Origin of the sequence: Streptomyces sp. YGL11-2 (genome assembly GCF_050054615.1) — a bacterium.
Classification (GTDB): domain Bacteria; phylum Actinomycetota; class Actinomycetes; order Streptomycetales; family Streptomycetaceae; genus Streptomyces.
Genome location: NZ_JBNHIN010000001.1, coordinates 464,341 through 489,308, shown reverse-complemented (window position 1 = coordinate 489,308; position 24,968 = coordinate 464,341). Strand labels below are relative to the sequence as shown.

Below are 24,968 nucleotides of genomic sequence, written 5' to 3'. Positions count from 1 at the left end.
GGCGTCGCGGGGACGTCGCGCCCCGGGAACGCGGGGCGCCGCAGCCTGGTAACTCGGCGTTACCCAACTACGGCGGATCGCCCCGGTCAATGTGTTCCCGACAAGCTGTCGGTAAAAACCCTACCTCTGTCCGAATGAGGTCTGCATCAGGGCTGCGTCAGGGAAGCATCAGGGCAGCGTGAGGATCTCCGCCCCGGTCTCCGTCACCACCAGCGTGTGCTCGAACTGCGCGGTCCGCTTGCGGTCCTTGGTGACCACCGTCCAGCCGTCCTCCCACATGTCGTACTCGTACGTGCCCAGCGTCAGCATCGGCTCGATGGTGAAGGTCATCCCGGGCTTGATGTCCGTGGCGTGGTGCGGGCTGTCGTAGTGCGGAACGATCAGGCCGGAGTGGAAGGACGAGTTGATGCCGTGCCCGGTGAAGTCGCGGACCACGCCGTAGCCGAAGCGCTTGGCGTACGACTCGATGACCCGGCCGATGATGTTGATCTGGCGGCCCGGCCTGACGGCCTTGATCGCGCGGTTGAGCGCTTCACGGGTGCGCTCCACCAGCAGCCGGGACTCCTCGTCCACGTCGCCGCACAGGTAGGTGGCGTTGTTGTCGCCGTGCACGCCGTGGATGTACGCGGTCACGTCCAGGTTCACGATGTCGCCGTCCCGCAGGACGGTCGAGTCCGGGATGCCGTGGCAGATGACCTCGTTGAGCGAGGAGCACAGGGACTTGGGAAAGCCGCGGTAGCCGAGCGTGGAGGGGTAGGCGCCGTGGTCGCACATGAACTCGTGGGCGACCCGGTCCAGTTCATCGGTCGTCACGCCCGGCGCGATCAGTTTGGCGGCCTCCGCCATCGCCTGCGCGGCGATCCGGCCGGCGATCCGCATCCGCTCGATCGTGTCGGAGTCCTGCACCTCGGGGCCCGTGTACGGGGAGGGTGCGGCCTTGCCGACGTACTCGGGGCGCGGGATCGAGGCGGGGACGGGGCGGGTGGGGGAGATCTTCCCCGGGACAAGAAGCGACTGGCCAGACATGCCAGCGAGTGTATCCGCGGGCCGTCGGGCAGGATGGTGGCACAGGAGCCAGGTACGGGAGGCGGCAATGGCGCTGTTCAAGCGGCGGACGGTCGGCAAGCCGGGCGAGTGGTTCTACTGCCTCAAGCACGGGACGGTCGAGGAGGGCCCCCAGTGCCGGGCGGCCGACCGCTTCGGCCCGTATGCCACCCGCGAGGAGGCGGCCCACGCCATGGAGACCGCGCGCGAGCGGAACCTGGAGTGGGAGACCGACCCCAAGTGGCACGACATGGGGAAGAGCCAGGGCGACGACGGGGGCGAGCCCCGGTCCTCGTAGGACGTCCCCCCGACCTGGTGGTAGGACGTCCGACGGGTCCTCGTAGGAGGACGCCCCCGGTCCTCGTGGGGCGCTCTCCGTCCTCGTGGGCGGTGGGCCGGGTCGGTTGCCGCGGCAGGGTGGCTACCAGCGGGGCGGGGGCGGGGCGGAGAGACTGTCGGCGAGGCGGGAGAGGCGGTCGCGGAAGCGGCGGTAGCGCCGGGGCGCGGGCCCGCCGTTCTCCCCGGCGGCGGCGCTGACCAGATGCTGGACGGTGTCCAGGTCCAGGTCCTGGCCCTGCGCGGCGCCCTCGGGCGGGGGCGGGGGAGCGGCCAGCGCGTCGTGGGCCAGGGAGTGCAGATCGCGGTCGCCGCCGTCCAGGGCGAGCACCGTGGCGCCGTTGCGGCGGGCGTCGTGCACCCGCTCCAGCAGCCCGGCGCCGGGCTGCCCCGGCGTCACCACCAGCAGCGTCGCACCGCGCCCGGCCGCCGCCAGCCGTCCCAGCCCGACCGCGAGATGCGCGGGCGCCCCGCCCGGGACCCGGTGGCGCACCAGCGTCGGTGACAGCTCCGGCAGGCCCGACCAGGCGGCCTCGTCGTCCAGGTGGGCGGCCAGGTGCCAGGGCTCGTACGTGGCGCTGCCGACCAGCAGCAGCCCACCGCCGTGCGGGGCGACCGCGGCCCGCAGCGAACCGGCGAACCGGCGGCTGGCCTGCACCCACTCGGTTCCGGCGAGGACCTCGCGCAGCAGGGCGACTCGTACGGCATCCATGGCGCGGCATACTGCCGCAGCGCCGAGCCGCCGGGGGGCCGCTCGGTGCGGCGTCACCCGTACGGAGGCCGGGCGGGGATGCCGGAGGGGAGCGCCGGGTGAGGGGGCGGGACGCGGGCTTCTGGCCACGGGGCAAGGGTGCTGGTGTCCGGCCGGGAGGCCGGCCGCCCGGTTACGGGGCCGGCCGCAGGCCCGCGTCACTCAGCCGACGTCCTACCTCCCTCACCGCTTCCTCGCTCAGCGGGACCTGTGGCAGCGCCGTGGCGCGCCCGTCGATCACGCCGAGGAGCTGGAGCGCCGCCTTGAAGGCGCCCAGGGCCGAGGAGCTGCGGCCCATCTCGCTCTCCGGGCCGGCGTCGGTCATCGCGAACAGGGCGACCAGGCGCTCCTGTTCGGCGGCGGCCCGGGGCCACTCGCCGGCCCGCGCGGCGTCGTAGAGGCGGACGTAGCCCGCTGGGTCGACGTTGCCCAGGCCCGGGACGACGCCGTCCGCGCCAGCCAACAGGGCGGCGTCCGCGGTGAGTTCGGAGCCGGTGAGGACGGCGAAGCCGGGCGCCGGGCCGGTCGCGCGGGCGGTTCGGCCGCCGAGGGAGACCAGCAGCCGGCGCAGCGAGCCGTCGTCGCCGCTGCTGTCCTTCAGCCCGGCGAGCGTGCCGTCCGCGGCCAGCTCGCGGACCAGGGCCGGGGTCAGCTTGTTGTGTACGGCCGCGGGGATGTCGTACGCGACGAGGGGCAGGCCGGCGGCGGTGCGCAGATGGCGGAAGTGGGCGGCGATCTCGCGGGGGTGGGTGCGGGTGTAGAAGGGGGCGGTGGCGACCAGCGCGTCGGCGCCCAGCCGGGCGGCGGTCCTGGCGTGGTCGAGCACGCGGGCGGTGGTGGTGTCGATGACGCCGGCGAGCACCGGGACCCGGCCGCGTGCGGCCGTGACGACGGTCTCCAGGGCGACCGCGCGCTGACGGTCGGTCAGGTAGGCGACCTCGCTGGTGGAGCCGAGCGCGAACAGGCCGTGGACGCCCCCGTCGAGGAGGTGCTCGACCAGGCGGGCCAGGGAGGCGGTGTCGACCTCGCCGCGCGCGTCGAGCGGGGTGCAGACCGGGGGGATGACGCCGTGCAGCGGGGCGGGGAGTGCCATGGGGCCTCCAAAGGCGGCTCTGAGCTGGGACAAAGGACATGGGAGGTCCGATGCCGCGGTCACAATAGGCATGCGCGCAGGCGCACGGTCAAGGATTCCCGGCCCCGGGCGGGCCGAACGGGCCGGCGGCGCGCGGCAGGTGAGGGCGCGGCAGAGGAAGAGGGCGATAGGCATGGCGCGAGGGACGATGGCCGAGGACGTCCAGGCGCGGATCAAGCAGCTGATCCTGCGGCGCAGGCTGACCCCGGGCGACCCGTTGCCCACCGAGGCCGAGCTGGTCGCCATGCTCGACGTCAGCCGCAACTCGGTCCGCGAGGCGCTCAAGGCCCTCCAGGCGATGCGGATCGTGGAGATCCGGCACGGCTTCGGCACCTACGTCGGCGCGCTCAGCCTGGAGCCGTTCGTCGAGGGCGTCGCCTTCCGCGCCGCGGTCCGCCACCTCCAGGGGGAGCCGAGCCTGTACGAGCTGATGGAGGTCCGGGAGGCCCTGGAGGCGGGGCTGATCGGCACCGTCGCGCGCGATCTGCCCGCCGCGGACCTGACCGTCCTCAAGGGGCTGGTGCAGCGGATGGCCGAGGAGGCGCGCGGCGGCCAGGTGCAGAGCGCCACCGACCGGGCCTTCCACCTCGCCCTGTACCGCTCGCTGGGCAACCACCTGCTGAGCGAGGTGCTGGACGCGTTCTGGGCGGCGCTGCGCCGGGTCCGCGAGGACCTGGCCGACGACCGGCAGGACCCCCAGGTGACCTACCGCCGGCACCAGGAGATCGTCGACGCGCTGGAGGCGGGCGACGGCGACCGCGCGGTGGCCGCGATGCACCGTCACTTCGACGGCATCCGCCGGCGGCTCACCGGGAAGGACCGGGGTCCGGCGTCGTAGGGGCGGAGGCGGGGTGGGGCGGCTGCGAGCACCCCGTGAACGGCGGCCGTCCGCAATGTCGTCATGTCGCCATTCATCCCGTTCACCGGGATTTCGCCCGGTGTTGACGGGGGCGTTGCCGACACGGAAATGCACCATGTGCGGTGCCTTGACGGTCAGTTGGGCGCTGCCTATGGTCCGCAGGACAAGGGACATCCTACGTCCGCCCGTTGGGGGTGACCCGTGGCGTACGAGACCTCGGAGCCGTACGGGACCGCGGAGCCGCACGAGCGCTGGGAGCCGCGCGAGAGCGCACCGCCGCCCGCGTACCCGGAGCCGTCCGCCGGCTCTCCGCCCCACGAGGACGCACCGTGGTACGGGAGTTCGGTGCCGTACCGGGCCGGGACCGAGGGGTACACGAGCTTCCGGATCCCGGCCGTGGTGCGGGCGCGCCAGGGGGCCGTGCTCGCGTTCGCCGAGGGCCGGGTCTCCTCGGCCGCCGACTCCGGCGAGATCCACCTCGTCCTCAAGCGCTCCGCGGACGGCGGGCGCACCTGGGGCCCGCTGCAGTGCGTCGCCCGCAACGGCACCGGCACGGCCGGCAACCCCGCCCCGGTCGTCCTCGCCGGCGGCCGGGTGCTGCTCGTCCAGGTCCACAGCGCCGCCGACGCCACCGAGGACCGCATCCGCCGCGGCGAGGTCGCACCGGCCGACGGTCGTCGCGTCTGGCTCCAGTACAGCGACGACGACGGCGCGAGCTGGAGCGCTCCCCGCGAGATCACCGACGAGACCAAGCAGCCCCATTGGCGGTGGTACGCCACCGGGCCCGGTCATGCGCTGCACCTGCGCCACGGCCCGCACGCCGGCCGGCTGGTCGTCCCCGCCAACCACTCCCTCCCGCCCACCGACTCGGGGGACACCGGCACCGAACCCCGCTACGAGGGCGGGCACGCGCTGCTCAGCGACGACGGCGGCGCCACCTGGCGCATCGGCTACGTCGACCACGACCCCGGCACCGGCCGGATCGCCGCGCCCAACGAGACCACCGCCGCCGAACTCCCCGGCGGCACCGTCTATGTGAACGCCCGCAACGCGGCGAGTGCCGCCTGGCGCCGCCTCGACGCGGTCTCCACGAACGGCGGCGAGCGCCTGGTCCGCCCCTTCCGGCCCCAGGCGGCGCTGGCCGGGCCGCGGGTCCAGGGCAGCGCCCTGTACCTCGACGACCGCGGCGAACTGCTCTTCTCCGGGCCCGCGCACCCCGAGGCGCGCGCCCTGATGACCCTGCGGGCCAGCCGCGACGGCGGGCGGACCTGGCGCACCGCACACACCGTCAGCGGGCTCCCGGCCGGCTACTCCGACCTCGTACGCCTCGACCGGGGCAGCGTCGGACTCCTCTACGAGACGGGCGACTTCGGCGCGTACGAGACCCTCACCTTCCGCCGCATCCCCCTCAAGGAGCCGGCATGACCAGCAGCGGCATGACCAGCAGCGGTGCGACCGACGGCGCCACGAGCGGCGGCACGGCCAGGGGCGCGCCGCGGCGGAGGGCGGTGCTGGGCGCGGCGGCCGGGGCCGCCGCCGGTCTCGCGCTCGCCGGCTGCGGGGCCGGTCCGGACGGCGGCGCCCCCAAGGAGCGGAAGAAGGGGCAGAAGATCGCCCTCACCTTCTGGTCCTGGGTGCCGGGCATCGACCGGCCCGTCGACCTGTGGAACCGCCGCAACCCCGAAGTGCAGGTCAGGGTCGAGAAGGTCTCCGCCGTCAACGGCCAGCAGTACGCGAAGATGCACGCCGCCATCAAGGCCGGCAACCCGCCCGACCTGGGCCAGATCGAGTTCCCGGTGGTCCCCGGCTTCCTGCTCGACAACGGCCTGCGCGACCTCGCCCCGCTCGGCGCCGCCCGGCACCGTGGCGAGTTCGTCGGCTGGCAGTGGCAGCAGTCCGTCTTCGGGAAGGGGATCTACGCGATTCCGCAGGCGTCCGGGCCGATGGGACTGTTCGTCCGCAAGGACCTCTTCGACCGGTGGGAAGTGCAGGTCCCCGGGACATGGGACGAGTACGAGGCCGCCGCCAGGGCGATCCGCCGGCACGGCGCCTGGATCGACACCTTCGCCCCCACCAACGGCAACCGCTTCGCGGGACTGGCCTGGCAGGCCGGCGCCACCTGGTACGCCACCCGGGGCGACACCTGGATCGTGCACCTCGACGACGGTCCCACCCGCAAGGTCGCCGACTACTGGGAGTCCCTCGTCCGGCAGCGGCTCGTCAAGACCATCCCGGACCGCCAGAACGCCTGGTACAAGGACATCCAGACCGGCGCCATCCCGGCCTGGGTGGGCGCCAGTTGGGGCGATGCGCTCCTCGCCGGCAACGCGCCCGGCACCAAGGGGAAGTGGCGGGCCGCCCCGCTGCCGCAGTGGCAGCCCGGCGGCCGGGCGTACGCCAACTGGGGCGGCTCCACCACCGCCGTCTTCGCGCAGGCCGCCTACCCCAGGGACGCCCTGGACTTCGCGCTCTGGCTCAACACCGACCCGCAGTCCCTCGCGCTGCTGATCGCCGGCGGCTACGGCTTCCCCAGCGCCAGAACGGGCTATGCGCCCACCGCCCTCGACGCCGACCGGGACTTCTTCGGCGGCCAGGCGTACAGCACGGTGTTCGCGGACGCCGCGGCGCATGTCGACACCCGGTGGCGGTGGGGACCCGGCGTGGACACCCTCTACCAGCGGCTCGGCGACGCCTTCACCGATGCGCTCGCCGACGGGAGTTCGTTCCGCTCCGTGCTGCGGAAGGTGCAGGGCCAGACCGTCGCCGACCTCAAGGGCAAGGGCCTGAAGGCGGAGAGCGGCGGGTGAGCCGGGACACGCCGGTCCGCCCCCAGGCCCCCGCGGCGGCCGGTCCGGAACCGGGCGCACCTCGCGCCGCCGCGGGCCGCCGGCGCCGGGCGGCGTCCCGCAGCCGCACGGGAGCCCGCGACGCCCGCGCCGCGGCCGGGTTCCTGCTGCCCTTCCTCTCGCTCTTCGGCCTGTGCTTCCTGGCCCCCATCGGCTACGCGCTGTGGACCAGCCTCCGGCGGACCGAACGCACCGGCCCGCTCGGTCTCGGCGGCCGGCAGCACGAGGTCTTCGCGGGCCTCGCCAACTACGCCCAGGCGCTCGCCGACGCCCGGTTCCTGGCCGGCTTCGGCCGGGTGCTGCTCTTCGGCGCCGTCCAGATCCCGCTGATGACCGTGCTCGCCACCGGCCTCGCGCTCCTCCTGGAGAGCGCCTCCGCCCGCGCGGTCACCTTCTTCCGCAGCGCCTTCTTCCTCCCGTACGGAGTGCCCGGGGTGATCGCCTCGATCCTCTGGGGCTTCCTCTACGTACCGGGCATCAGCCCGCTGGTGAAGATCGCCCAATCCGCGGGCTGGAACGTCGACTTCCTCTCCCGCGGCAACGTGCTGTGGTCCCTCGCCAACATCGTCACCTGGCAGTTCACCGGCTACACCATGCTGGTGCTGATCGCCCAGCTCAAGGCGGTCCCCGGCGAGCTCTACGAGGCGGCGCGGATCGACGGCGCGAACGCCTGGCAGGTCGCCCGGCACGTCAAACTCCCGCTGATCCGGCCCGCGCTCGTACTGACCTGCGTGTTCAGCATCATCGGGACCCTCCAGCTGTTCGCCGAGCCGATGGTGCTGCGCCCGCTCAGCTCCGCCATCGACTCCGGCTACACCCCCAACCTGCACGCCTACAGCGAGGCGTTCGTCGGCAACAACCAGCAGCTGGCGGCGGCCGAGGCGGTACTGCTGGCGCTGGTGGCGTGCGCCGCGTCGTTCGGCTTCCTCCGCCTCGTCGGCGGGCGCGGAAAGGAGCGCGGATGACCCGGCCCCCGCTCCGCCACCGCATCATCACCAACGCGCTGCTGGCCGTCGCCGCCCTCTACTTCCTGGTGCCCGTCTACTGGCTGACCGTCTCCGCCACCAAGAACAGCGCCGACCTCTTCGGCACCTTCGGCCTCTGGTTCTCCCGCCATCCGCACCCCCTCCGCTACCTCACCGAGGTCCTCACCCACGACCACGGCGTCTACGCCCGCTGGTTCGCCAACTCCCTGCTCTACGCCGGGATCGGCGCGGTCTGCGCCACCCTGCTCTCCGCCGCGGCGGGCTACGCGCTGGCCAAGTTCCCGTTCCGCGGGCGCGAGACGATCTTCAACGTGGTGCTGGCGGGGGTGCTGATCCCCGGTACGGCGCTCGCCCTGCCGCTGTACTTCCTCTCCAGCGCGATGGGCCTGGCGAACACCTACTGGGCGGTGCTCGTCCCCAGCACGGTCAGCCCCTTCGGCGTCTACCTCTGCCGGATCTACGCGGCCGCCGCGGTCCCCGACGCGCTGCTGGAGGCGGCCCGGATCGACGGCGCGGGCGAGGCCAGGATCTTCGGCGGGCTGGGGCTGCGGCTGATGACCCCCGCGCTGGTGACCGTCTTCCTCTTCCAGTTCGTCCACATCTGGAACAACTACTTCCTGCCGCTGGTCATGCTCTCCGACTCCGACCTCTACCCGGTCCAGCTGGGCCTGACCAGCTGGACCGGCTACGCGGACCGGCAGCCGGTGCTCTACCAGTACACGGTGGGCGGCGCGCTGCTGTCCGTACTCCCGCTGATGGTGCTGATGACGGTCCTCCAGCGCTACTGGCGCACGGGGCTGACGGAGGGGAGCGTGAAGACGTGAGGCGGGGGAGGGCGGTGGGGCGGCAGGGCGTTCCGGCGTGGTCGCGGGGGTGGGAGGGCAGGTGGGAGGGGCGCCTCAGGACCGCGCCTCGGCGTGCCCGTCCGGGCGTGACAGTATCGCTGTCATGACTACTTCCGACGCTGCCACGACCCCGCCCGCCTCGTCCGCTCCGTCTGCCTCGTCCGCTCCCGCGGGCGCCAAGCCGGCGCCCCGCGACCCCTGGGACCTCCCGGACGTCTCCGGCCTGGTGGTCGGCGTCCTCGGCGGCACCGGTGACCAGGGCCGCGGCCTGGCCTACCGGCTCGCCAAGGCCGGCCAGAAAGTGATCATCGGCTCCCGGGTCGCCGAGCGGGCGCAGACCGCGGCCGCCGACCCCCAGCTGAGCGGCCTGGGCATCGAGGGCCTCGCCAACGCCGACTGCGCCCGGCGCAGCGACGTGGTGATCGTCGCGGTGCCGTGGGAGGGCCACGGCAAGACCCTGGAGTCGCTGCGCGAGGAACTGGACGGCAAGCTCGTCATCGACTGCGTCAACCCGCTCGGCTTCGACAAGAAGGGCGCCTACGCGCTGAAGCCGGAGGAGGGCAGCGCCGCCGAGCAGGCCGCCGCCCTGCTGCCGGACTCCCGGGTCACCGCCGCCTTCCACCACCTCTCCGCGGTGCTGCTCCAGGACCCGGAGATCGCGGAGATCGACACCGATGTGATGGTGCTGGGCGAGAGCCGCGCCGACACCGACCTGGTCCAGGCGCTCGCGGCCCGCATCCCCGGTATGCGCGGCGTCTTCGCCGGCCGGCTGCGCAACGCCCACCAGGTCGAGTCCCTGGTCGCCAACCTGATCTCGGTCAACCGCCGCTACAAGGCCCACGCCGGCCTCCGGGTCACCGACGTCTGACGAACCCGCCCCTCTCCCTCCCCGAAGGGGGAGAGGGGGCGGAGGGCGGTCGTCCGCCGGCCATGGGGGACACTGGGACGGACCGTCCCATCCCCGACAGGAGCCCGCCCCATGCCCTCCCTGCCCCCGTCCGGCCCGGACCGGCGCCTTGCCGTCCTCGCCCTCGTCGTGTGCGTCCTCGCCGTCGCCGCGGCGGTCCTCTCCTTCGTCGAGGGCAGCTTCATCGGCATCGTCTGGGTCCTGCTGGCGGGTGTCTCCAGCAACATGGCGTGGTTCTACGTACGCAAGGCGAAGCTGGAGCAGGCGCGCCGCGCCGCGGCGTCGGGCTGACGCCTGGGGCCTGCCCCATCGGACAAGCCCTACAGCCCGCCGGTCTGCGGAATCTGCGGTGCGCCCTGCCAGAAGCGGAAGAACTCCTGGCCCCAGTAGCTGTCCCAGGCGGAGACGCCCAGGGTCCGCAGGACGGCGTGGACCAGGTCGAAGAAGACCTGGTTGACCTCCGGCACCCACAGGAGCCCGAAGACCGCCAGCAGGCCGAACGGCGCGAACGGCTCGACCTGCCGCCGGAGGTCGGGGGACAGCCAGGGCTCGATCACGCCGTAGCCGTCCAGCCCGGGTACCGGCACGAAGTTCAGGATCGCCGCGGTCACCTGGAGCAGCGCGAGGAACGCCAGCGCGTAGCGGAACGGGTCCGGTACGCCGTCGAGGCCGTGCAGCCAGAACGGCGCGCTGACCACCGCCGCGAACAGGATGTTGGTCAGTGGCCCCGCCGCCGAGATCAGGCTGTGCCGCCAACGGCCCTGGATCCGGCCGCGTTCGATGAACACCGCGCCGCCCGGCAGCCCGATCCCGCCCATGATGACGAAGATCACCGGCAGCACGATGCTCAGCAGCGCATGGGTGTATTTGAGGGGATTCAGGGTGAGATAGCCCTTGGCGCCCACGGAGATGTCGCCGCTGTGCAGCGCGGTGCGGGCGTGCGCGTACTCGTGCAGGCACAGCGACACCACCCAGCCGGACACCACGAACCCGAAGACCGCGAAGCCGGTACCGGACCCCGCCGTCCCGCTCCAGACGGCCCAGCCGGACACCGCCATGACGGCGACGAGCGCGAGAAAGACCGGGCTGACGCGGCGGTCGGCGCGCGGGATTGCAGTGGTCATCGGTAGCGGGCTCCAGGGGTCTCGGGGTGGGCAGCCCCGACCGTATCCGCGCTGCGGCGGTCGGCGCACGGATTCCCGGCGGCGGACCCGGTCCCGCGCCCACGCCGCGTACCCGTCCCGGGCCCGGCACGTGACCGCCCCGATACGCCCGTCCACGGACGCCCGGCCCCTGGATTCCCGGTGGATTCCCGGTCCCGGACCCCCGCGCCGAACCGGAACCGCCGCTACCGCACGCTCGGTACGCACGCCCGCCCGGCATTGAACGACAATGGGCCGGTGCGTTACGGAATCCTCGGCACCACGCAGGCCGGCCGGGCCGACGGCAGCCCCGTCGCCCTCGGCGGTCCCCGGCTGCGCGCCCTGCTCGCCGCGCTCGCGCTGCGCCCGGGCCGGGCGCTGACCGCGGACGCCCTGATCGCCGACGTCTGGGGCATGGACCCGCCGGCCGACGCGCCCGGCGCCCTCCAGGCGCTGGTCGGCCGGCTGCGCCGGGCCCTGGGCCGTACCGCCGTCACGTCCGTCGACGGCGGCTATCTGCTGTGCGCCGAGCCGGACGCCGTCGACCTGCACCGCTTCGAGCGGCTCGCGGCCGAGGGCGGCCGGGCGCTCGACGACGCCGACCCGGCCCGCGCCGCCGCCCTGCTCGACGAGGCGCTGGCGCTCTGGCGCGGCCCGGCGCTCGCCGACCTGCCCGACGCGGCCGTCGAGGCGGCCCGCGCCGAGAGCCGGCGGCTGGAGGCCCGGCGCACCCGCCTCGCCGCCGATCTGGCGCTGGGCCGGGCCACGCAGGCGCTGCCCACCCTCGTCGCGCTGTGCCAGGACAACCCGCTCGACGAGCCCCTCCAGGCCCTGCGGCTGCGCGCCCTGCGGGACGCCGGCCGCAGCGCCGAGGCGCTGGCCGCCTACGAGGAGATACGCACCGAACTCGCCGACCGCCTGGGCGCCGACCCCGGCCCGGAACTGCGGGCCCTGCACAGCGCGTTGCTCCGGCCCGCGCCGGAGCCCCAGCCGGGGCCGCGGGCCGGGACCGTGCCGGGTGGCGCCGTGGCGGGCACCCCCGCGGCTCCCGGGGCCTACGGGATGCCCGGCCCCGACGGCGCCCGCACTCCCCACGGCACCCCCGCAGCCCCCGTCGCCGCCGGCCCTCCGCCCGCCCCACCCCTCCCGGCCGCCCGTCCCGGCAACCTTCGGGCGCGCCTGACCTCCTTCGTGGGGCGGGACCACGACCTGGCCGCGCTGCGGGGCGATCTGGCCGCGCACCGGCTGGTGACGCTGCTGGGGCCGGGCGGCGCCGGCAAGACCCGGCTGTCGCAGGAGGGCGCCGAGGCCGCCGCGGCGGCGCTGCCGGACGCCTGGCCGCACGGTGTCTGGCTGGTCGAACTGGCACCGGTGGACGATCCGCGGACCGTGCCGGAGGCGGTGCTGACCGCGCTCGGGGCGCGCGAGACGGTCGTGCGCGGTACCACCGCCGAGGGGCTGCGGGCCGCGTCCGACCCGACCGCCCGGGATCCGCACGCCCGGCTCGCCGAGCACTGCGCGGGCCGCCGGATGCTGCTGGTCCTGGACAACTGCGAGCATGTGATCGGCGCCGCCGCCGAGTTGGCCGAGCGGCTGCTGGCCGTCTGTCCCGGGGTGACGGTGCTGGCGACGAGCCGGGAGCCGCTGGCCGTGCCGGGCGAGGTGCTGCGGCCGGTCGAGCCGCTGCCGGACCCGGTGGCACTGCGGCTGCTCGCCGAGCGGGGGACCGCCGCCTCCCCCGGTTTCCGGGTGGCGGACGATCCGGCGGCCTGTGCCGAGATCTGCCGCCGGCTGGACGGGCTGCCGCTGGCCATCGAACTCGCCGCCGCCCGGCTGCGGTTGCTCACGCCGCGGCAGCTCGCGGACCGGCTGGACGACCGCTTCCGGCTGCTGACCAGCGGCAGCCGGACCCTGCTGCCGCGCCAGCAGACGCTGCGCGCGGTGGTGGACTGGTCCTGGGACCTGACCGACGAGCCCGAACGGGCGGTGCTGCGGCGGCTGTCGGTGTTCGCCGGCGGCTGCGACCTGGCCGCCGCCGAGGAGGTGTGCGCGGGCGACGGCGTCGACGCGGACGAGGTGGCCGGGCTGCTGGGCTCGCTGATCGACAAGTCGCTGGTGGTGGCGGCCCCGGGCAGCAAGGAGGGCGGCGTCGGCGGGATGCGCTACCGGCTGCTGGAGACGGTGGGGGAGTACGCCGGGGAGCGGCTGGACGAGGCCGGGGAGCGGGCCGCGGCCGAGCACCGCCATCTGGTCGCGTACCGCGAACTGGCGCGTACCACCGATCCGTTGCTGCGCGGCCCCGGGCAGCGGGCCGCCATCGACCGGCTGGAGCTGGAGCACGACAATCTGCGCACCGCGCTGCGCCGGGCGCTGGCCGCGGGCGACGAGCACGAGGCGCTGTGCCTGGTGCTGTCCCTGCACTGGTTCTGGTCGCTGCGCGACCACCGCAGCGACGGCCACACCTGGGCTACGGCGGCCGGCGCACTCGGCCCCAACCCCTTCGTGCCGCCCGTCGAACCCGCCCCCGACCTCCACGAACGGCCCATCGACAGCCCGCCACCGATGGCCCCCGAGCAACTGCTGGAGGCCCGCCGCGAGGTCCGGCTGGTGGCGCTCTCCAGCGAGAACGACATGGAGGCGCTGCGCAGCCCGGAGATGAAGGAGGAGCTGGCGGGGATGCTGATCGCCTACCGCAGCGGGATGCCGCAGACCTGCAAGGTGCCCGGGGTCCTCTGGTACTTCGCGGTGCTGATCAGCGGTCAGTGGGACGAGCTGGAGCGGCTGGTCGACGGCGCGGTGCGCGCCTGCCGCGACCTCGGCTACGACTGGGAGCTGGCGTACGTCCTCCAGCTGCGCTCCAAGATCCTCAACGACCGCCCCGGCGGGCTGGCGCAGGCCACCGAGGACGCCGACGAGTCGCTGCGGATCTTCCAGCGGCTGGGCGACGCCTGGGGCGCGGCCGAGGCGCTGGCGGGGCGCGGTGAGTCCGAGGAGAAGCGCGGTGCGTACGCGCTCGCGGCGCGCGACTACCGGGCGGCGATGCTGCACGCCGAGGCGCTGGGCGCGCACGGCCAGACCCTGCTGCTGCGCACCCGGCTGGGCGCGCTGATGATCGAGGAGGGCCGGCCGGAGGAGGGGGAGCGGATGCTGCGCGAGGTGCTGGACGACGCGCAGGACCGCAACAGCGGCCGGGACGCGGTGCCCTTCGCCCGCTTGATGCTGGCCATGATGCTGACGATGGCGGAGCGCTTCCACGAGGCCCGCGAGCAACTCGAAGCGGTGCGGGAGGTGTTCGCCTCGCGCAGCCCGGACATCTTCCTGGGGCTGGTGGAGGCGATGCTGGTCTCGCTGGACGTGGCGGAGGGGCGGCACGGCGAGGACCTCCTGCTGCGGATGCGGGCGGCGCTGGCGCTGACCCAGGACTCCATGGCGCAGATGGTCGCGCCGGACCTGCCGGTGGTCCAACTCCTCACCGGTGCACGGGTGTTGATGGCGGTGCGCGGCGCGGCCGGCGCTCGGGACGCGGCCCGGCTGGTCGGCGCCTACGACGCGCTGCGGGCCGCCTCGCACGTGCAGCCGCTGGCCGTCCGCGACGACCGGGCCCGTGCGGAGCGCTCCGCCCGCGCCCTGCTGGGCGATCCGGCGTACGAAGCCGCGTACGCCGAAGGCGGTGCCCTCTCGATCGAAGAGGCCACCGCCCTCGTCTGACGCGAGCCGGGCGGAGGGAAGTCCCCTGCGGGGCGCGTCAGGTCTTCTTGCGGAACTTCGCGACCGCAAGCGGCATGGTCACGGCCGTGATGGCGATCGTCCAGCCGAGGGTGACCAGCGCGGGGTGCGCCACCGCGCCCTCGCCGTTGAGCAGCGCCCGGGCCGCGTCCGCCAGCGTGGAGAGCGGGTTGACTTTGGTGAAGCCCTCCAGCCAGCTGGGCATCGACGTCGGCGGGGCGAAGATCGACGAACCGAACTGCAGCGGCATCAGCACCAGCATCGCCATGCCCTGCACCGCCTGCGGCGTCTTCACCGAGAGACCCAGCAGGATGAAGATCCACATCAGGGCGGCGCCGAAGAGCGTGGACAGCACGACCGCCCCGAGGAACTCCGGGATCGTGCCGCGGATTTCGAAGCCGAGCAGGAATCCCATGCCGAGCAGGATCGCGATGGCGACCAGCATCCGGCCGATCTCGACGACGATCTTGGCTATCAGGACCGAGGAGCGGGCGATGGGCATCGTCCGGAAGCGGTCCATCACGCCCTTGCGGAAGTCCTCGTTGACGCCGCTGCCCACCGCCATGGCGATGTTCATGCCCATCATCGCCATCATGCCCGGCACCAGACGCTGGATGTACTCGTGCTGGTTGCCCTTGCCGGCGATCGCGCCGCCGAAGACGTAGGTGAACAGGAGGATGAAGACGACCGGCATCAGGAGGACGTCGAACATCGACTCCGGGTCCTGCTTGATCTGCAGGGCGTTGCGCCGGACCAGCGCGCCGATGTGCCGCAGGTTGGCGCGGATGCCGATCCGGCCCTCGTCGGCGCCGGGCTTGGCCAGGGGCGCCGTCATCGTCGCGGCACTCATGCCGATACCTCCGCGTACTGCTCGTCGTCCGACGTGCTCTCCGGGCCGTCCGCCTCGGAGGACTTCTGGCCCGTGATGGCCAGGAACACCTCGTCCAGGCTGGGCAGATGGGTGCTGATCCCGGCGAGCGCGAAGCCCTGCCGGCCGAGCACCGCGACGACCGCGGTCAGCTGCTCGTCGCTGATGATCGGGACGTTGACCACGCCCCCGTGGTGGTCGGCGGTGGCACCGGCGATGCCGTCCAGACCTGCCTCGGCGATCACGCCGGTCATCCGGTCCAGTTCGCCCGGGTCGGTCGGCCGTATCTGCAGGGTGCGCCCGCCGACCTTGGCCTTCAGCTCGTCGACCCGGCCCTCGGCGATCACCCGGCCGCGGTCGATGACCGTCAGCTCGTCGGCCAACTGCTCGGCCTCTTCCATGTACTGGGTGGTCAGCAGGACCGTGGCGCCCTCGCGGACCATCCGCTGGACCTCCTCCCACACCTCGTTGCGGGTGCGGGGGTCGAGGCCGGTGGTCGGCTCGTCCAGATACAGGACCGCCGGCCGGCCGATCATCGAGGCGGCCAGGTCGAGCCGGCGGCGCATCCCGCCGGAGTACTTCGCTGCCGGCCGCTTGGCGGCCTCGGTGAGCGAGAACCGCTCCAGCATCTCGTCGGCGCGCTTGCGGGCGTCCTTGCGGGACAGATCGAGCAGCCGCCCGATCATGTAGAGGTTCTCCCAGCCGGAGAGCTTCTCGTCGACCGAGGCGTACTGCCCGGTCAGGCCGATGGTGCGGCGCAGCGCCCGCGGCTGGCGCACCACGTCGAATCCGGCCACCACCGCGCGTCCGGCGTCCGGCACCAGGAGGGTGGACAGGCAGCGTACGAGCGTGGTCTTGCCGGCGCCGTTGGGGCCGAGCACACCGAGCACGGTGCCTTCCCGCACGTCCAGGTCCACCCCGTCGACGGCTTTCACGTCGCCGAAGTGCTTGACCAGACCGCGCACCTCCACGGCGTTGCCGCCCTTGGTGGTTATCGTCTGTCGCGTCATGCCCTCCAAGGTGCCAGCCGCCACCGACAACGCGCCGACAGGCCGCCGACAGCCCCTGAGGACCGGCTGTCGGCGGCCTGTCGGCCGGGCATCAGTGGAAGGTGTGCTCCTCGGCGGGGAAGGCGCCGCCGACCACGTCCTCGGCGAACTCCCTGGCCGCGCCGCCCAGCAGCTCCCGCAACTGGAGGTACTGCTTGACGAACCGCGGCACCCGGCCGGCGTTGAGGCCCACCATGTCGGTCCACACCAGTACCTGGGCGTCACAGTCCAGGCCCGCGCCGATGCCGACGGTCGGGATGTGCAGCGAGCGGGTCACCTCGGCGGCCAGCTCGGCCGGTACCGCCTCCAGGACGACCGCGAACGCGCCGGCGTCCTGCACCGCCTTGGCGTCCCGCAGCAGCTGCTGGGCGGCCTCCTCGCCGCGGCCCTGGACCGGGTAGCCGCCGTAGGCGTGGACCGACTGCGGGGTGAGCCCGACGTGCGCCATCACCGGGATGCCGGACGAGACCAGCAGCTCCACCTGGTGCGCGGAGCGCTCGCCGCCCTCCAGCTTGACGGCGCCGACCCCGGCCTCCTTGACCAGGCGGGTGGCGTTGCGCAGCGCCTGGACCGGGCCTTCCTGGTAGGAGCCGAACGGCAGGTCGGCGACGACCAGGGCGCGCTTGGTGCCGCGCACGACCGCGGCGGACAGGATCGTGATCTCGTCCATCGTGACCGGCACGGTGGACTCGTAGCCGAGGTGGCAGTTGCCCATCGAGTCGCCGACGAGCAGGACGGGAATCCCGGACTCGTCGAAGACCGAGGCGGTCATCGCGTCGTAGGCGGTGAGCATCGGCCACTTCTCGCCGCGCTCCTTGGCGGCGGCGATGTCGCGGACCGTGACACGGCGCGAGCTGGTGCCGCCGTACAGCGACTTGGTGCTCTCCTTGTTGGCGGGCTTGGCGGTGGGCTCTGCGGTGGCCCCCGCGGCCGGCTTCTGGGCAGGCGAAAGCTGCGTCATGGTGACGGCTCCTGTTTCTCCATCTCGAAGCACCCTGACGGTGTCTCCGGACTCTCCACCATGCTGGCACGGCGTGCCGTAAAGGAAAAGAGGAGGGGGTCGCTGGTCCGGCCGGCCCAGTCCGGTCCGCCGTTTCAACGATACGGAACGGTTCCGTATCGTTATCGGCGTAGGGTGGCGCCATGGCCACCTCACCGCCCCCACCGGGCGCACCCGCCGCTCCACGGATTCCCGACCACATCCACCGCCGGCGCTGGGCGATCCTCTCCGTCCTGATGCTCAGCCTGCTGATCGTGGTGCTGGACAACTCCATCCTCAACGTCGCGATGAAAACCATCGCGACCCCGGCTCCCGCGGGCCTCGGCGCCACCCAGAGCGAGCTGGAATGGGCGATCAACGCCTACACGCTGGTCTTCGCCGGGCTGCTGTTCACCTCCGGCCTGCTCGGCGACCGGATCGGCCGGAAGAAGGTCCTCCTCTTCGGGCTGGCCGTCTTCGGCGCCGGATCGGCGCTCGCCGCGGCCGCGGTCTCGCCCGCCGAACTGATCGCCTTCCGCGCGCTGATGGGGCTGGGCGGCGCCTTCGTGATGCCGGCCACGCTCGCGATCCTGATGAACGTCTTCGAGCGCGAGGAGCAGCCCCGGGCCATCGGCGTCTGGGCCGGCGGCGTGGGCCTGGCCATCGCCATCGGCCCGATCGCCGGCGGGCTGCTGCTCGACCACTTCTGGTGGGGCTCGGTCTTCCTGATCAACGTCCCGATCGTGCTGTTCGCGCTGGTCGCGATGATCCTCCTGGTGCCCGAGTCCAGGGACCCCGCCCCCGGCAGGCTGGACCCGGTCGGGGTGCTGCTCTCCGTCGTCGGCCTCGTCCTGCTGGTCTTCGGGATCATCAAGGGCGGCCAGCTCGACGACTTCGCCGCCCCCGAGGTGCTGGCCCCCGCCCTCGGCGGCCTGGCGGTCCTGGCGGTGTTCGTCGTCCACCAGAAGCGCAGCGACCACCCGTCGATCGACATCGGCTACTTCCGCAAGCCCGCCTTCTCGGCCGCCGTCGCCGCCATCGCGCTGGTCTTCTTCGCGCTGATGGGCGTCACGTTCTTCATCGTCTTCTACGTGCAGAGCGTGCGCGGCTACAGCCCGCTCCAGTCCGGGCTGCTGATCCTGCCGCTGGCCGCCGCCCAGCTGATCTTCGCGCCGCGGGCCCGGCTGGTCGTGGACCGCTTCGGGGCCCGCGCGGTGTGCACCTCCGGGATGCTGGTGGTGGCCGTCACGATGGCGGGGATGGGGATGCTGCGCACCGGCACCCCCCTCTGGGCCCTGGAGCTGCTGTTCTTCCTCCAGGGCACCGGCATGGCGCACATCATGCCGCCGGTCACCGTCGCGATCATGCAGTCGCTGCCGCGCGAGAAGGCGGGCTCCGCCTCGGCGCTCAACAACACCTTCCGGCAGGTCGGCGGCACCCTCGGCGTCGCCGTCCTCGGCTCGCTGCTCTCGACGACCTACCGCGACGGCATCCAGGGCACGCTCGACGCCCTGCCCGGGGTGCCGGGACCCGCCCGGGCCGCGGCCGGCGAATCCATCGAGGCGACGCTCGGCCTCGCCGCCCGGATGGGCCCGGCCGGCCGGCCGCTGATCGACTCCGCCCGCGACGCCTTCCTCCACGCCATGCACGTCACCGCGCTCGGCTCGGCCGCCGTCTCGGTGCTGGGGGCCGTGGTGGTCGCGGCCTTCCTGCCGGGCAAAATGGCTCCGGCTCCGCGCGCGGCGGAGCCGCGGGACGAGTGGAAGGCGGGCGCAGCACGATGAGCCGGGTGGCGGGAGACGGCGGGGCGGCGGCCGGGGCGGGCGCGGGTGCGGCGGCTCCCGGGCGCCGGGGCCGGCCGCGCAGCGCCGCGGCCGACTCCGCCATCATCGAGGCCGTGCTCCGGCTGATCGAGGACGGCTGCTCCATAGCTGAGCTGTCCATGGAGCGCATCGCCCGCGAGGCCGGTGTGGGCAAGGCCACCGTCTACCGCCGCTGGTCCGGCAAGAGCGCGCTGATGCTCGACGTGATGCGGTCGCTGGACGCCCCGACCCCTCCCCTGGACGGCACCTCCGTACGCGACGACCTGGTCTCCCTGCTGGAGTTCCTGCGCCGCCGCGGCCTGGCCAAGCGCAGCTCCGCCCTGCTGCGTACCGTCGTCAGCCACGTCCAGGCGCAGCCCGAACTGTGGGCGGAGTACCACGAGACGGTCGTCCGGGCCCGCCACGAGGCCCTGCTCGGCGTGCTCCGGCGCGGGGTGGCCAACGGCGAGATCCGCGCCGACCGGGACCTGGACGCCCTCGTCGACCTCTTCGTCGGCCCGATGCTGGCCCGCGCCGTCCTCCACGACTGGAAGGAACTCCCCGAGGGGCTCTCGGAGGAGATCGTCGACATGGTCCTGGAGGGCGTACGGCCCCGCCCCGAAGCGGAACCGCCGGGCACGGTACGACCCTGAGCGGGCGCCGTATGACCGGACGATGCCCGTTCTGTCACAGCCGCTGTCACGAAGGCCCGGGAGCGGAACCCGGGCGGCCCGGCGGCCCGTCCTCCCCGTCGAGAAGACACGCTTTCGGCCGAGCGTGCCGTGGGTCCGTACCCGGACCGGTGCGGTGCGGATCTAAGAACGTGTTTTACGGGCGTCGCCTAGGGTCGGTGATCACAGGCGGGGCCGACCGGAGCAGGGCGGCAAGGCAGTGAGGACAGCGGAATGGCGCAGGCGTACGTGACGGAGCCGGGGCAGGACGAGGGGCCCGCCGGGGCCCGTTCCCGGGCCGCGCGGCTGCGGAACTGGTGGCGCCCCGAGGGGATGTGGCGCCGCGGCATCGTCCTGGCGGTGCTCGCGGTCGTCCTCGGACTGGCGATGGTGCTGCACGCCCGAATCCCCAACACCGTGGGAAATTGGGGCAGTTTGGTGGAGACGTTCCTGCCGTGGCTGGGGCTGGGCGTCCCGCTGCTGCTGCTCTGCGCGGTGCTGCGCCGGTCGGCGACCGCGCTGGTGGCGCTGCTGTTGCCGGCCGTCGCCTGGGCCGGCCTCTTCGGCGGGCAGATCACCGACAAGTCGGGCACCGGCGGCAATCTGACGGTGCTGACCCACAACGTCGACGCGGGCAACCCCGATCCGGCGGGCACCGCACGGGACGTCGTGGCGTCCGGCGCCGATGTCGTGGCCCTGGAGGAGCTGACCGGCGCCGCGCTGCCCACGTACAAGAAGGGCCTGGCGCAGGCGTATCCGTACCACACGGTCCAGGGCACCGTGGGCCTGTGGAGCAAGCGTCCGCTGACCGACGCCCGGCCGGTGGACATCAAGATCGGCTGGACCCGGGCGCTGCGCGCCACCGTCACCGCCGCCGGCGGTGAGCAATTCGCCGTCTACGTCGCCCACATGCCCTCCGTGCGGGTCCACGTCGACAAGGGCTTCACCGCCAACCAGCGCGACGGCAGCGCCAAGGCGCTCGGTGACGCGATCGTCCAGGACCCGGTCCGGAAGGTCATGCTCCTCGGCGACCTCAACGGCACGATGAACGACCGCTCGCTGGCCCCGCTGACCTCCCAGATGCGCTCCGCGCAGGGGGCCGCGGGCGACGGCTTCGGCTTCAGCTGGCCGGTCGGCTTCCCGATGGCCCGGATCGACCAGATCATGGTGAAGGGGATCGACCCGGTCAAGGCGTGGGTGCTGCCGGCCACCGGCAGCGACCACCTCCCGGTCGCGGCGACGGTCAAGATCTGACAGCTGCCGCCGACCCTTTCTGCCGCTGTGTGTCACAGCGGGACAGCCCGCTTCGGACTCAGGTCCGCAGCGGGCTTTTCACCTGCCGTTTTCACGCCGGAACAGCGCAGCTGAGAGACTTTGTTCCATAAGCGAACTTAGCGCGCGGCGCACCCGCACGCGCCCACCCCACCCCGAAAGGCACTCCATGCCCTTGGCTCTGCTCGCGCTCGCGATCTCGGCCTTCGGTATCGGCACCACGGAATTCGTGATGATGGGCCTGCTGCCCGATGTCGCGGACGATCTGGGCACCTCCGTGCCCACCGCCGGCTACCTCGTCTCCGCCTACGCCCTCGGCGTCGTCATCGGCGCACCCCTGCTGACCGCCCTCGGCTCCCGCATCCCCCGCAGGCGGATGCTCGTGGCGCTGATGGCGGTCTTCACGGTCGGCAACCTCGCCTCCGCCTTCGCCCCCGACTTCGGCCTGCTGGTCGCCGGCCGGCTGCTGGCCGGGCTGCCGCACGGCGCGTTCTTCGGCGTCGGCGCGGTGGTCGCCGCCCGGCTGGTGCGCGAGGGGCGCCAGGCCCGCGCGGTCGCCACCATGTTCCTCGGCCTGACCATCGCCAACATCGTCGGCGTCCCCGCCGCGACACTGCTCGGCCAGCACCTCGGCTGGCGCGCCACCTTCCTCGTCGTGGCCGCCATCGGCCTGGTCGCGATGGCGTCCCTGGCCCGGCTGATCCCGCCGCTGCCGGCCGAGCAACCCACCGGGCTGGGCCGCGAGTTGCGCGCCCTGGCGCACCCCCAGGTGCTGCTCGGCCTGCTCACCACGGTCTTCGGCTTCGCCGGCGTCTTCGCCCTCTACAGCTACCTCGCCTCGATGATGACCGAGGTCACCGGCTTCGCGGCCGGTACGGTCCCGGTCGTCCTCGCCCTCTTCGGCATCGGCATGACCCTCGGCGCGCTCGCCGCCGGACCGCTCACCGACCGGGCGCTGCGCCCCACCCTCTACGGGTCCCTGGCCGCGCTGGCGCTGGTGCTGGCGGCCTTCCACTTCACCGCGCAGGTCAAGTGGGCGGCCCTGGTGGGCGTGGTGGTCATCGGCGCCGTCGGGTTCCTGACCACCACCCCGCTCCAGATGCTGGTGATGAACAAGGCCCGGCAGGCCCCCACCCTGGCCGCCGCCTCCAACCAGTCGGCGTTCAACCTCGCCAACGCGGGCGGCGCCTGGGTCGGCGGGCTGGCCCTGTCGGCGGGCTGGGGCTGGACCTCGCCCACCCTGGTCGGCGCCGTACTGGCCGCGGCCGGCCTGGCCGTCGCCGTGGCCGCCGGACTGCTGGACCGCGGCGCGCCCGACTCCTCCCGCATCGTGGCGCACGGCACCGAGGGCGCCGGGAGCACCGGTGGAGCCGCGCACGCCGGTAGCGCTGGTAGCGCCGAGGGCGTGGCCGCCGGGGCCGTCAGGCCCCCTCTCTCCAGTGGTTCGTGATCGGCAGCCGCCGGTCCTTCCCGAAGCCCTTCGCGGAGATCTTGGTGCCCGGCGGGTACTGGCGCCGCTTGTACTCGGCGTGGTCCACCATCCGTAGCACCCGGGTCACCAGGGCCTCGTCGAAGCCCTGCGCCACGATCTCCTCGCGGCCCCGGTCGCGGTCGACGTACAGCTCCAGGATCCGGTCCAGCACGTCGTAGTCGGGCAGCGAGTCGGTGTCGACCTGGCCGGGGCGCAGCTCGGCGCTCGGCGGCTTGCCGATCGAGTTCTCCGGGATCGGCGGGGTCTGGCCGCGGTCGGCGGCGGCCTGGTTGCGCCAGCGCGCCAGCTCGTAGACGACGGTCTTGTAGACGTCCTTGATCGGGCCGTACGCGCCGACCGAGTCGCCGTAGAGCGTCGAATAGCCGCACGCCAGCTCGGACTTGTTGCCCGGCGCGAGCACCAGGTGCCCCTCCTGGTTGGAGATCGCCATCAGCGTCGTGCCGCGCAGCCGCGACTGGAGGTTCTCCTCGGCGAGCCCGGTCAGCTCCAGCGCCTCCATGTACGCGTCGAACATCGGGCCGATCGGCACCGTACGGAAGGCCAGCCCCGTACGGCGCGCCAGTTCGGCGGCGTCGGTGAGCGAGTGGTCCGACGAATAGCGCGAGGGCATCGCGACGGCGTGCACCTGCCCGGCGCCCAGCGCGTCGCAGGCGATCGCCGCGACCAGCGCCGAGTCGATCCCGCCGGACAGCCCCAGCACCACACTCCGGAAGCCGTTCTTGGCGACATAGGCCCGCAGCCCGACGACCAGCGCGGTGTAGATCTCCTCGATGTCGTCCAGCCGCTCGGCCTGCCCGCCCGGGGTCTCCGGCTCGTAGGGCGGCAGCAGTTCGGGGGAGAGTACGACGTGGTCCACCCGCAGCCCGTCGTCCAGCACTCCGGCGGGCGGTTCGGCCGCGGCGGCCGGCAGCTCCAGATCGACCAGCACACAGCCCTCCGCGAACTGCGGCGCCCGCGCGATCACCCCGCCGTCCTTGTCGACGACGATCGAGTCCCCGTCGAAGACCAGCTCGTCCTGCCCGCCGATCATCGCCAGGTACGCGGTGGTGCAGCCGGCCTCCTGGGCCCGCTTGCGCACCAGCTCCAGCCGGGTGTCGTCCTTGTCCCGCTCGTACGGGGAGGCGTTGATCGACACCAGCAGCCCGGCCCCCGCGCTCCGGGTCGCCGGCACCCGGCCGCCCTCCTGCCACAGGTCCTCGCAGATGGCGAGCGCCACGTCCACCCCGTGGACCCGCACGACCGGCAGGGTGTCGCCCGGGACGAAGTAGCGGAACTCGTCGAAGACGCCGTAGTTGGGCAGGTGGTGCTTGGCGAAGGTGAGCGCGACCCGGCCGCGGTGCAGGACGGCCGCCGCGTTCTGCGGGGCGCCGGCCGGACGGCCGTAGCGGGTCCTGGCCTGCTCGCAGCGGTCGAGGTAGCCGACGACCACGGGGGTGTCGCCCAGGCCCTCGGCGGCCAGCCGGGCGGCCAGCGCGGGCAGCGCGGCGCGGCTCGCCTCGACGAACGACGGGCGCAGCGCGAGGTCCTCGACGGGGTAGCCGGTCAGCGCCATCTCGGGGAACGCGACGAGGTGCGCGCCCTGGCCGGCGGCGTGCCGGGTCCAGCGCACGATCGTCTCGGCGTTCTGGGCGATGTCGCCGACGCAGGAATCGATCTGATTGAGGGCGAGGCGAAGTTGAGGCACCCCGCCAGTGTAATCGTCTTTCTGACGCAATGGGGGTGTGTGACGGCGCGGAACGGTGGTGCGGCACGGCGCCGCCGCCGCTCGGGCCGCCCCGGCGCGCTCCACCGGGGCGGCCCGAGCGGTCAGTTCCGGCGGTAGCCGAGGACCGTCATCATCCCCGACTCCGAGTGGTAGATGTTGTGGCAGTGCAGCATCCACAGCCCCGGGTTGTCGGCGTCGAAGTCGACGGCGATGTTCTCGTCGGGCCGCACGATCGTGGTGTCCTTGAGCGGTCCGCCGTCCGGGAGCCGGAAGCTGTGCCCGTGCAGGTGGACCGGGTGCCACATCTTGGTGAGGTTGCGGAACTCCAGCCGCACCCGCTCGCCCTGCTCCACCGGATAGCGCTGGGACGGGGTGTACGGGCGGCCGTTGATCGCCCAGTTGAAGCGCAGCATGTTGCCGGTGAGCCGCATGCTCAGGGTGCGGTCCGGCCGCCGGGACCGGGCCCGTACGCTCTCGTGCGCCCGCAGCTTGTCGGCGGTCATCACATGCCCGTCCAGCTCCCTGAGCCGGTACCTGTCGTCCGGGTCCCGGCCGT

The 24,968-nt window shown here is 73.4% G+C and carries 22 protein-coding genes; 13 read left to right on the top strand and 9 right to left on the bottom strand.

Features of this window, described 5'->3' with window-relative positions; all coding sequences use genetic code 11:
* Window positions 1-168: 168 nt before the first annotated feature.
* Window positions 169-1,026, bottom strand: coding sequence for a type I methionyl aminopeptidase (map, locus tag ACO1BR_RS02175; RefSeq protein WP_426793287.1), 858 nt, complete (start codon window positions 1,024-1,026; stop codon window positions 169-171).
* A gap of 67 nt (window positions 1,027-1,093) precedes the next feature.
* On the opposite strand from map, the gene ACO1BR_RS02170 reads away from it, so the two are divergent.
* Window positions 1,094-1,342 carry a hypothetical protein gene (locus ACO1BR_RS02170; RefSeq protein WP_426793286.1) on the top strand — a complete coding sequence of 83 codons (249 nt, stop codon included), beginning with the start codon at window positions 1,094-1,096 and terminating at the stop codon, window positions 1,340-1,342.
* A 123-nt stretch (window positions 1,343-1,465) separates the two neighbouring features.
* Here ACO1BR_RS02170 and ACO1BR_RS02165 read toward each other — a convergent pair whose 3' ends face one another.
* A complete protein-coding gene (locus tag ACO1BR_RS02165; RefSeq protein WP_426793285.1) occupies window positions 1,466-2,092 on the bottom strand; it encodes a hypothetical protein in 627 nt (208 codons plus the stop codon).
* Window positions 2,093-2,264: 172 nt separating this feature from the next.
* Window positions 2,265-3,224 (bottom strand): dihydrodipicolinate synthase family protein, encoded by a 960-nt coding sequence (locus tag ACO1BR_RS02160; RefSeq protein WP_426793284.1) that lies wholly within the window; start codon window positions 3,222-3,224, stop codon window positions 2,265-2,267.
* A gap of 172 nt (window positions 3,225-3,396) precedes the next feature.
* Between ACO1BR_RS02160 and ACO1BR_RS02155 the strand changes: the two genes are divergently transcribed.
* From ACO1BR_RS02155 to ACO1BR_RS02125, 7 genes are all read left to right on the top strand, one after another.
* On the top strand, window positions 3,397-4,101 hold the full coding sequence (locus ACO1BR_RS02155; protein WP_426793283.1) for a FadR/GntR family transcriptional regulator: 705 nt from the start codon (window positions 3,397-3,399) through the stop codon (window positions 4,099-4,101).
* A 366-nt stretch (window positions 4,102-4,467) separates the two neighbouring features.
* Window positions 4,468-5,547 carry a sialidase family protein gene (locus ACO1BR_RS02150; RefSeq protein WP_426793340.1) on the top strand — a complete coding sequence of 360 codons (1,080 nt, stop codon included), beginning with the start codon at window positions 4,468-4,470 and terminating at the stop codon, window positions 5,545-5,547.
* 11 nt (window positions 5,548-5,558) lie between these two features.
* Window positions 5,559-6,929 (top strand): ABC transporter substrate-binding protein, encoded by a 1,371-nt coding sequence (locus ACO1BR_RS02145; protein ID WP_426793339.1) that lies wholly within the window; start codon window positions 5,559-5,561, stop codon window positions 6,927-6,929.
* On the top strand, window positions 6,926-7,933 hold the full coding sequence (locus ACO1BR_RS02140) for a carbohydrate ABC transporter permease (RefSeq protein ID WP_426793282.1): 1,008 nt from the start codon (window positions 6,926-6,928) through the stop codon (window positions 7,931-7,933). The genes ACO1BR_RS02145 and ACO1BR_RS02140 overlap by 4 nt, the downstream gene beginning before the upstream one ends.
* Complete coding sequence (locus ACO1BR_RS02135; protein ID WP_426793281.1) at window positions 7,930-8,778, top strand: carbohydrate ABC transporter permease; 849 nt, start codon at window positions 7,930-7,932, stop codon at window positions 8,776-8,778. Before ACO1BR_RS02140 ends, ACO1BR_RS02135 begins: the two co-directional genes overlap by 4 nt.
* A 124-nt stretch (window positions 8,779-8,902) precedes the next feature.
* Window positions 8,903-9,667, top strand: coding sequence for an NADPH-dependent F420 reductase (npdG, locus tag ACO1BR_RS02130; RefSeq protein ID WP_426793280.1), 765 nt, complete (start codon window positions 8,903-8,905; stop codon window positions 9,665-9,667).
* 111 nt (window positions 9,668-9,778) lie between these two features.
* Entirely contained in the window at window positions 9,779-9,997 is a 219-nt protein-coding gene (locus ACO1BR_RS02125; protein WP_159504187.1) for a hypothetical protein, read from the top strand.
* 29 nt (window positions 9,998-10,026) lie between these two features.
* On the opposite strand, the gene ACO1BR_RS02120 is transcribed toward ACO1BR_RS02125, so the two are convergent.
* Entirely contained in the window at window positions 10,027-10,830 is an 804-nt protein-coding gene (locus ACO1BR_RS02120) for a site-2 protease family protein (protein WP_426793279.1), read from the bottom strand.
* A gap of 276 nt (window positions 10,831-11,106) precedes the next feature.
* On the opposite strand from ACO1BR_RS02120, the gene ACO1BR_RS02115 reads away from it, so the two are divergent.
* On the top strand, window positions 11,107-14,556 hold the full coding sequence (locus tag ACO1BR_RS02115; RefSeq protein ID WP_426793278.1) for an AfsR/SARP family transcriptional regulator: 3,450 nt from the start codon (window positions 11,107-11,109) through the stop codon (window positions 14,554-14,556).
* A 37-nt stretch (window positions 14,557-14,593) separates the two neighbouring features.
* Here ACO1BR_RS02115 and ACO1BR_RS02110 read toward each other — a convergent pair whose 3' ends face one another.
* The 3 genes from ACO1BR_RS02110 to panB all read right to left on the bottom strand — a co-directional run bounded on the left by ACO1BR_RS02110 (window position 14,594) and on the right by panB (window position 17,452).
* Entirely contained in the window at window positions 14,594-15,424 is an 831-nt protein-coding gene (locus ACO1BR_RS02110) for an ABC transporter permease (RefSeq protein ID WP_426793277.1), read from the bottom strand.
* Entirely contained in the window at window positions 15,421-16,452 is a 1,032-nt protein-coding gene (locus tag ACO1BR_RS02105; protein ID WP_426793276.1) for an ATP-binding cassette domain-containing protein, read from the bottom strand. Before ACO1BR_RS02105 ends, ACO1BR_RS02110 begins: the two co-directional genes overlap by 4 nt.
* 91 nt (window positions 16,453-16,543) lie before the next feature.
* A complete protein-coding gene (gene panB / locus ACO1BR_RS02100) occupies window positions 16,544-17,452 on the bottom strand; it encodes a 3-methyl-2-oxobutanoate hydroxymethyltransferase (protein ID WP_426793275.1) in 909 nt (302 codons plus the stop codon).
* A 182-nt stretch (window positions 17,453-17,634) separates the two neighbouring features.
* Here panB and ACO1BR_RS02095 point away from each other — a divergent pair, with 182 nt between their 5' ends.
* The 4 genes from ACO1BR_RS02095 (at window position 17,635) to ACO1BR_RS02080 (ending at window position 22,665) form a co-directional block, all read left to right on the top strand.
* Window positions 17,635-19,254 (top strand): MFS transporter, encoded by a 1,620-nt coding sequence (locus ACO1BR_RS02095; protein WP_426793274.1) that lies wholly within the window; start codon window positions 17,635-17,637, stop codon window positions 19,252-19,254.
* The gene (locus tag ACO1BR_RS02090) at window positions 19,251-19,925 is read left to right on the top strand and encodes a TetR/AcrR family transcriptional regulator (RefSeq protein ID WP_426793273.1); all 675 of its coding nucleotides are present in this window, start codon (window positions 19,251-19,253) and stop codon (window positions 19,923-19,925) included. Before ACO1BR_RS02095 ends, ACO1BR_RS02090 begins: the two co-directional genes overlap by 4 nt.
* 351 nt (window positions 19,926-20,276) lie before the next feature.
* The gene (locus ACO1BR_RS02085) at window positions 20,277-21,197 is read left to right on the top strand and encodes an endonuclease/exonuclease/phosphatase family protein (protein ID WP_426793338.1); all 921 of its coding nucleotides are present in this window, start codon (window positions 20,277-20,279) and stop codon (window positions 21,195-21,197) included.
* Between the two features lie 187 nt (window positions 21,198-21,384).
* A complete protein-coding gene (locus tag ACO1BR_RS02080; protein WP_426793272.1) occupies window positions 21,385-22,665 on the top strand; it encodes an MFS transporter in 1,281 nt (426 codons plus the stop codon).
* On the opposite strand, the gene ACO1BR_RS02075 is transcribed toward ACO1BR_RS02080, so the two are convergent.
* Window positions 22,637-24,391 (bottom strand): NAD+ synthase, encoded by a 1,755-nt coding sequence (locus tag ACO1BR_RS02075; RefSeq protein WP_426793271.1) that lies wholly within the window; start codon window positions 24,389-24,391, stop codon window positions 22,637-22,639. The genes ACO1BR_RS02080 and ACO1BR_RS02075 overlap by 29 nt on opposite strands.
* A gap of 122 nt (window positions 24,392-24,513) precedes the next feature.
* Window positions 24,514-24,968: multicopper oxidase domain-containing protein (locus ACO1BR_RS02070; protein ID WP_426793270.1), on the bottom strand; the 455-nt coding region annotated here is incomplete at its 5' end.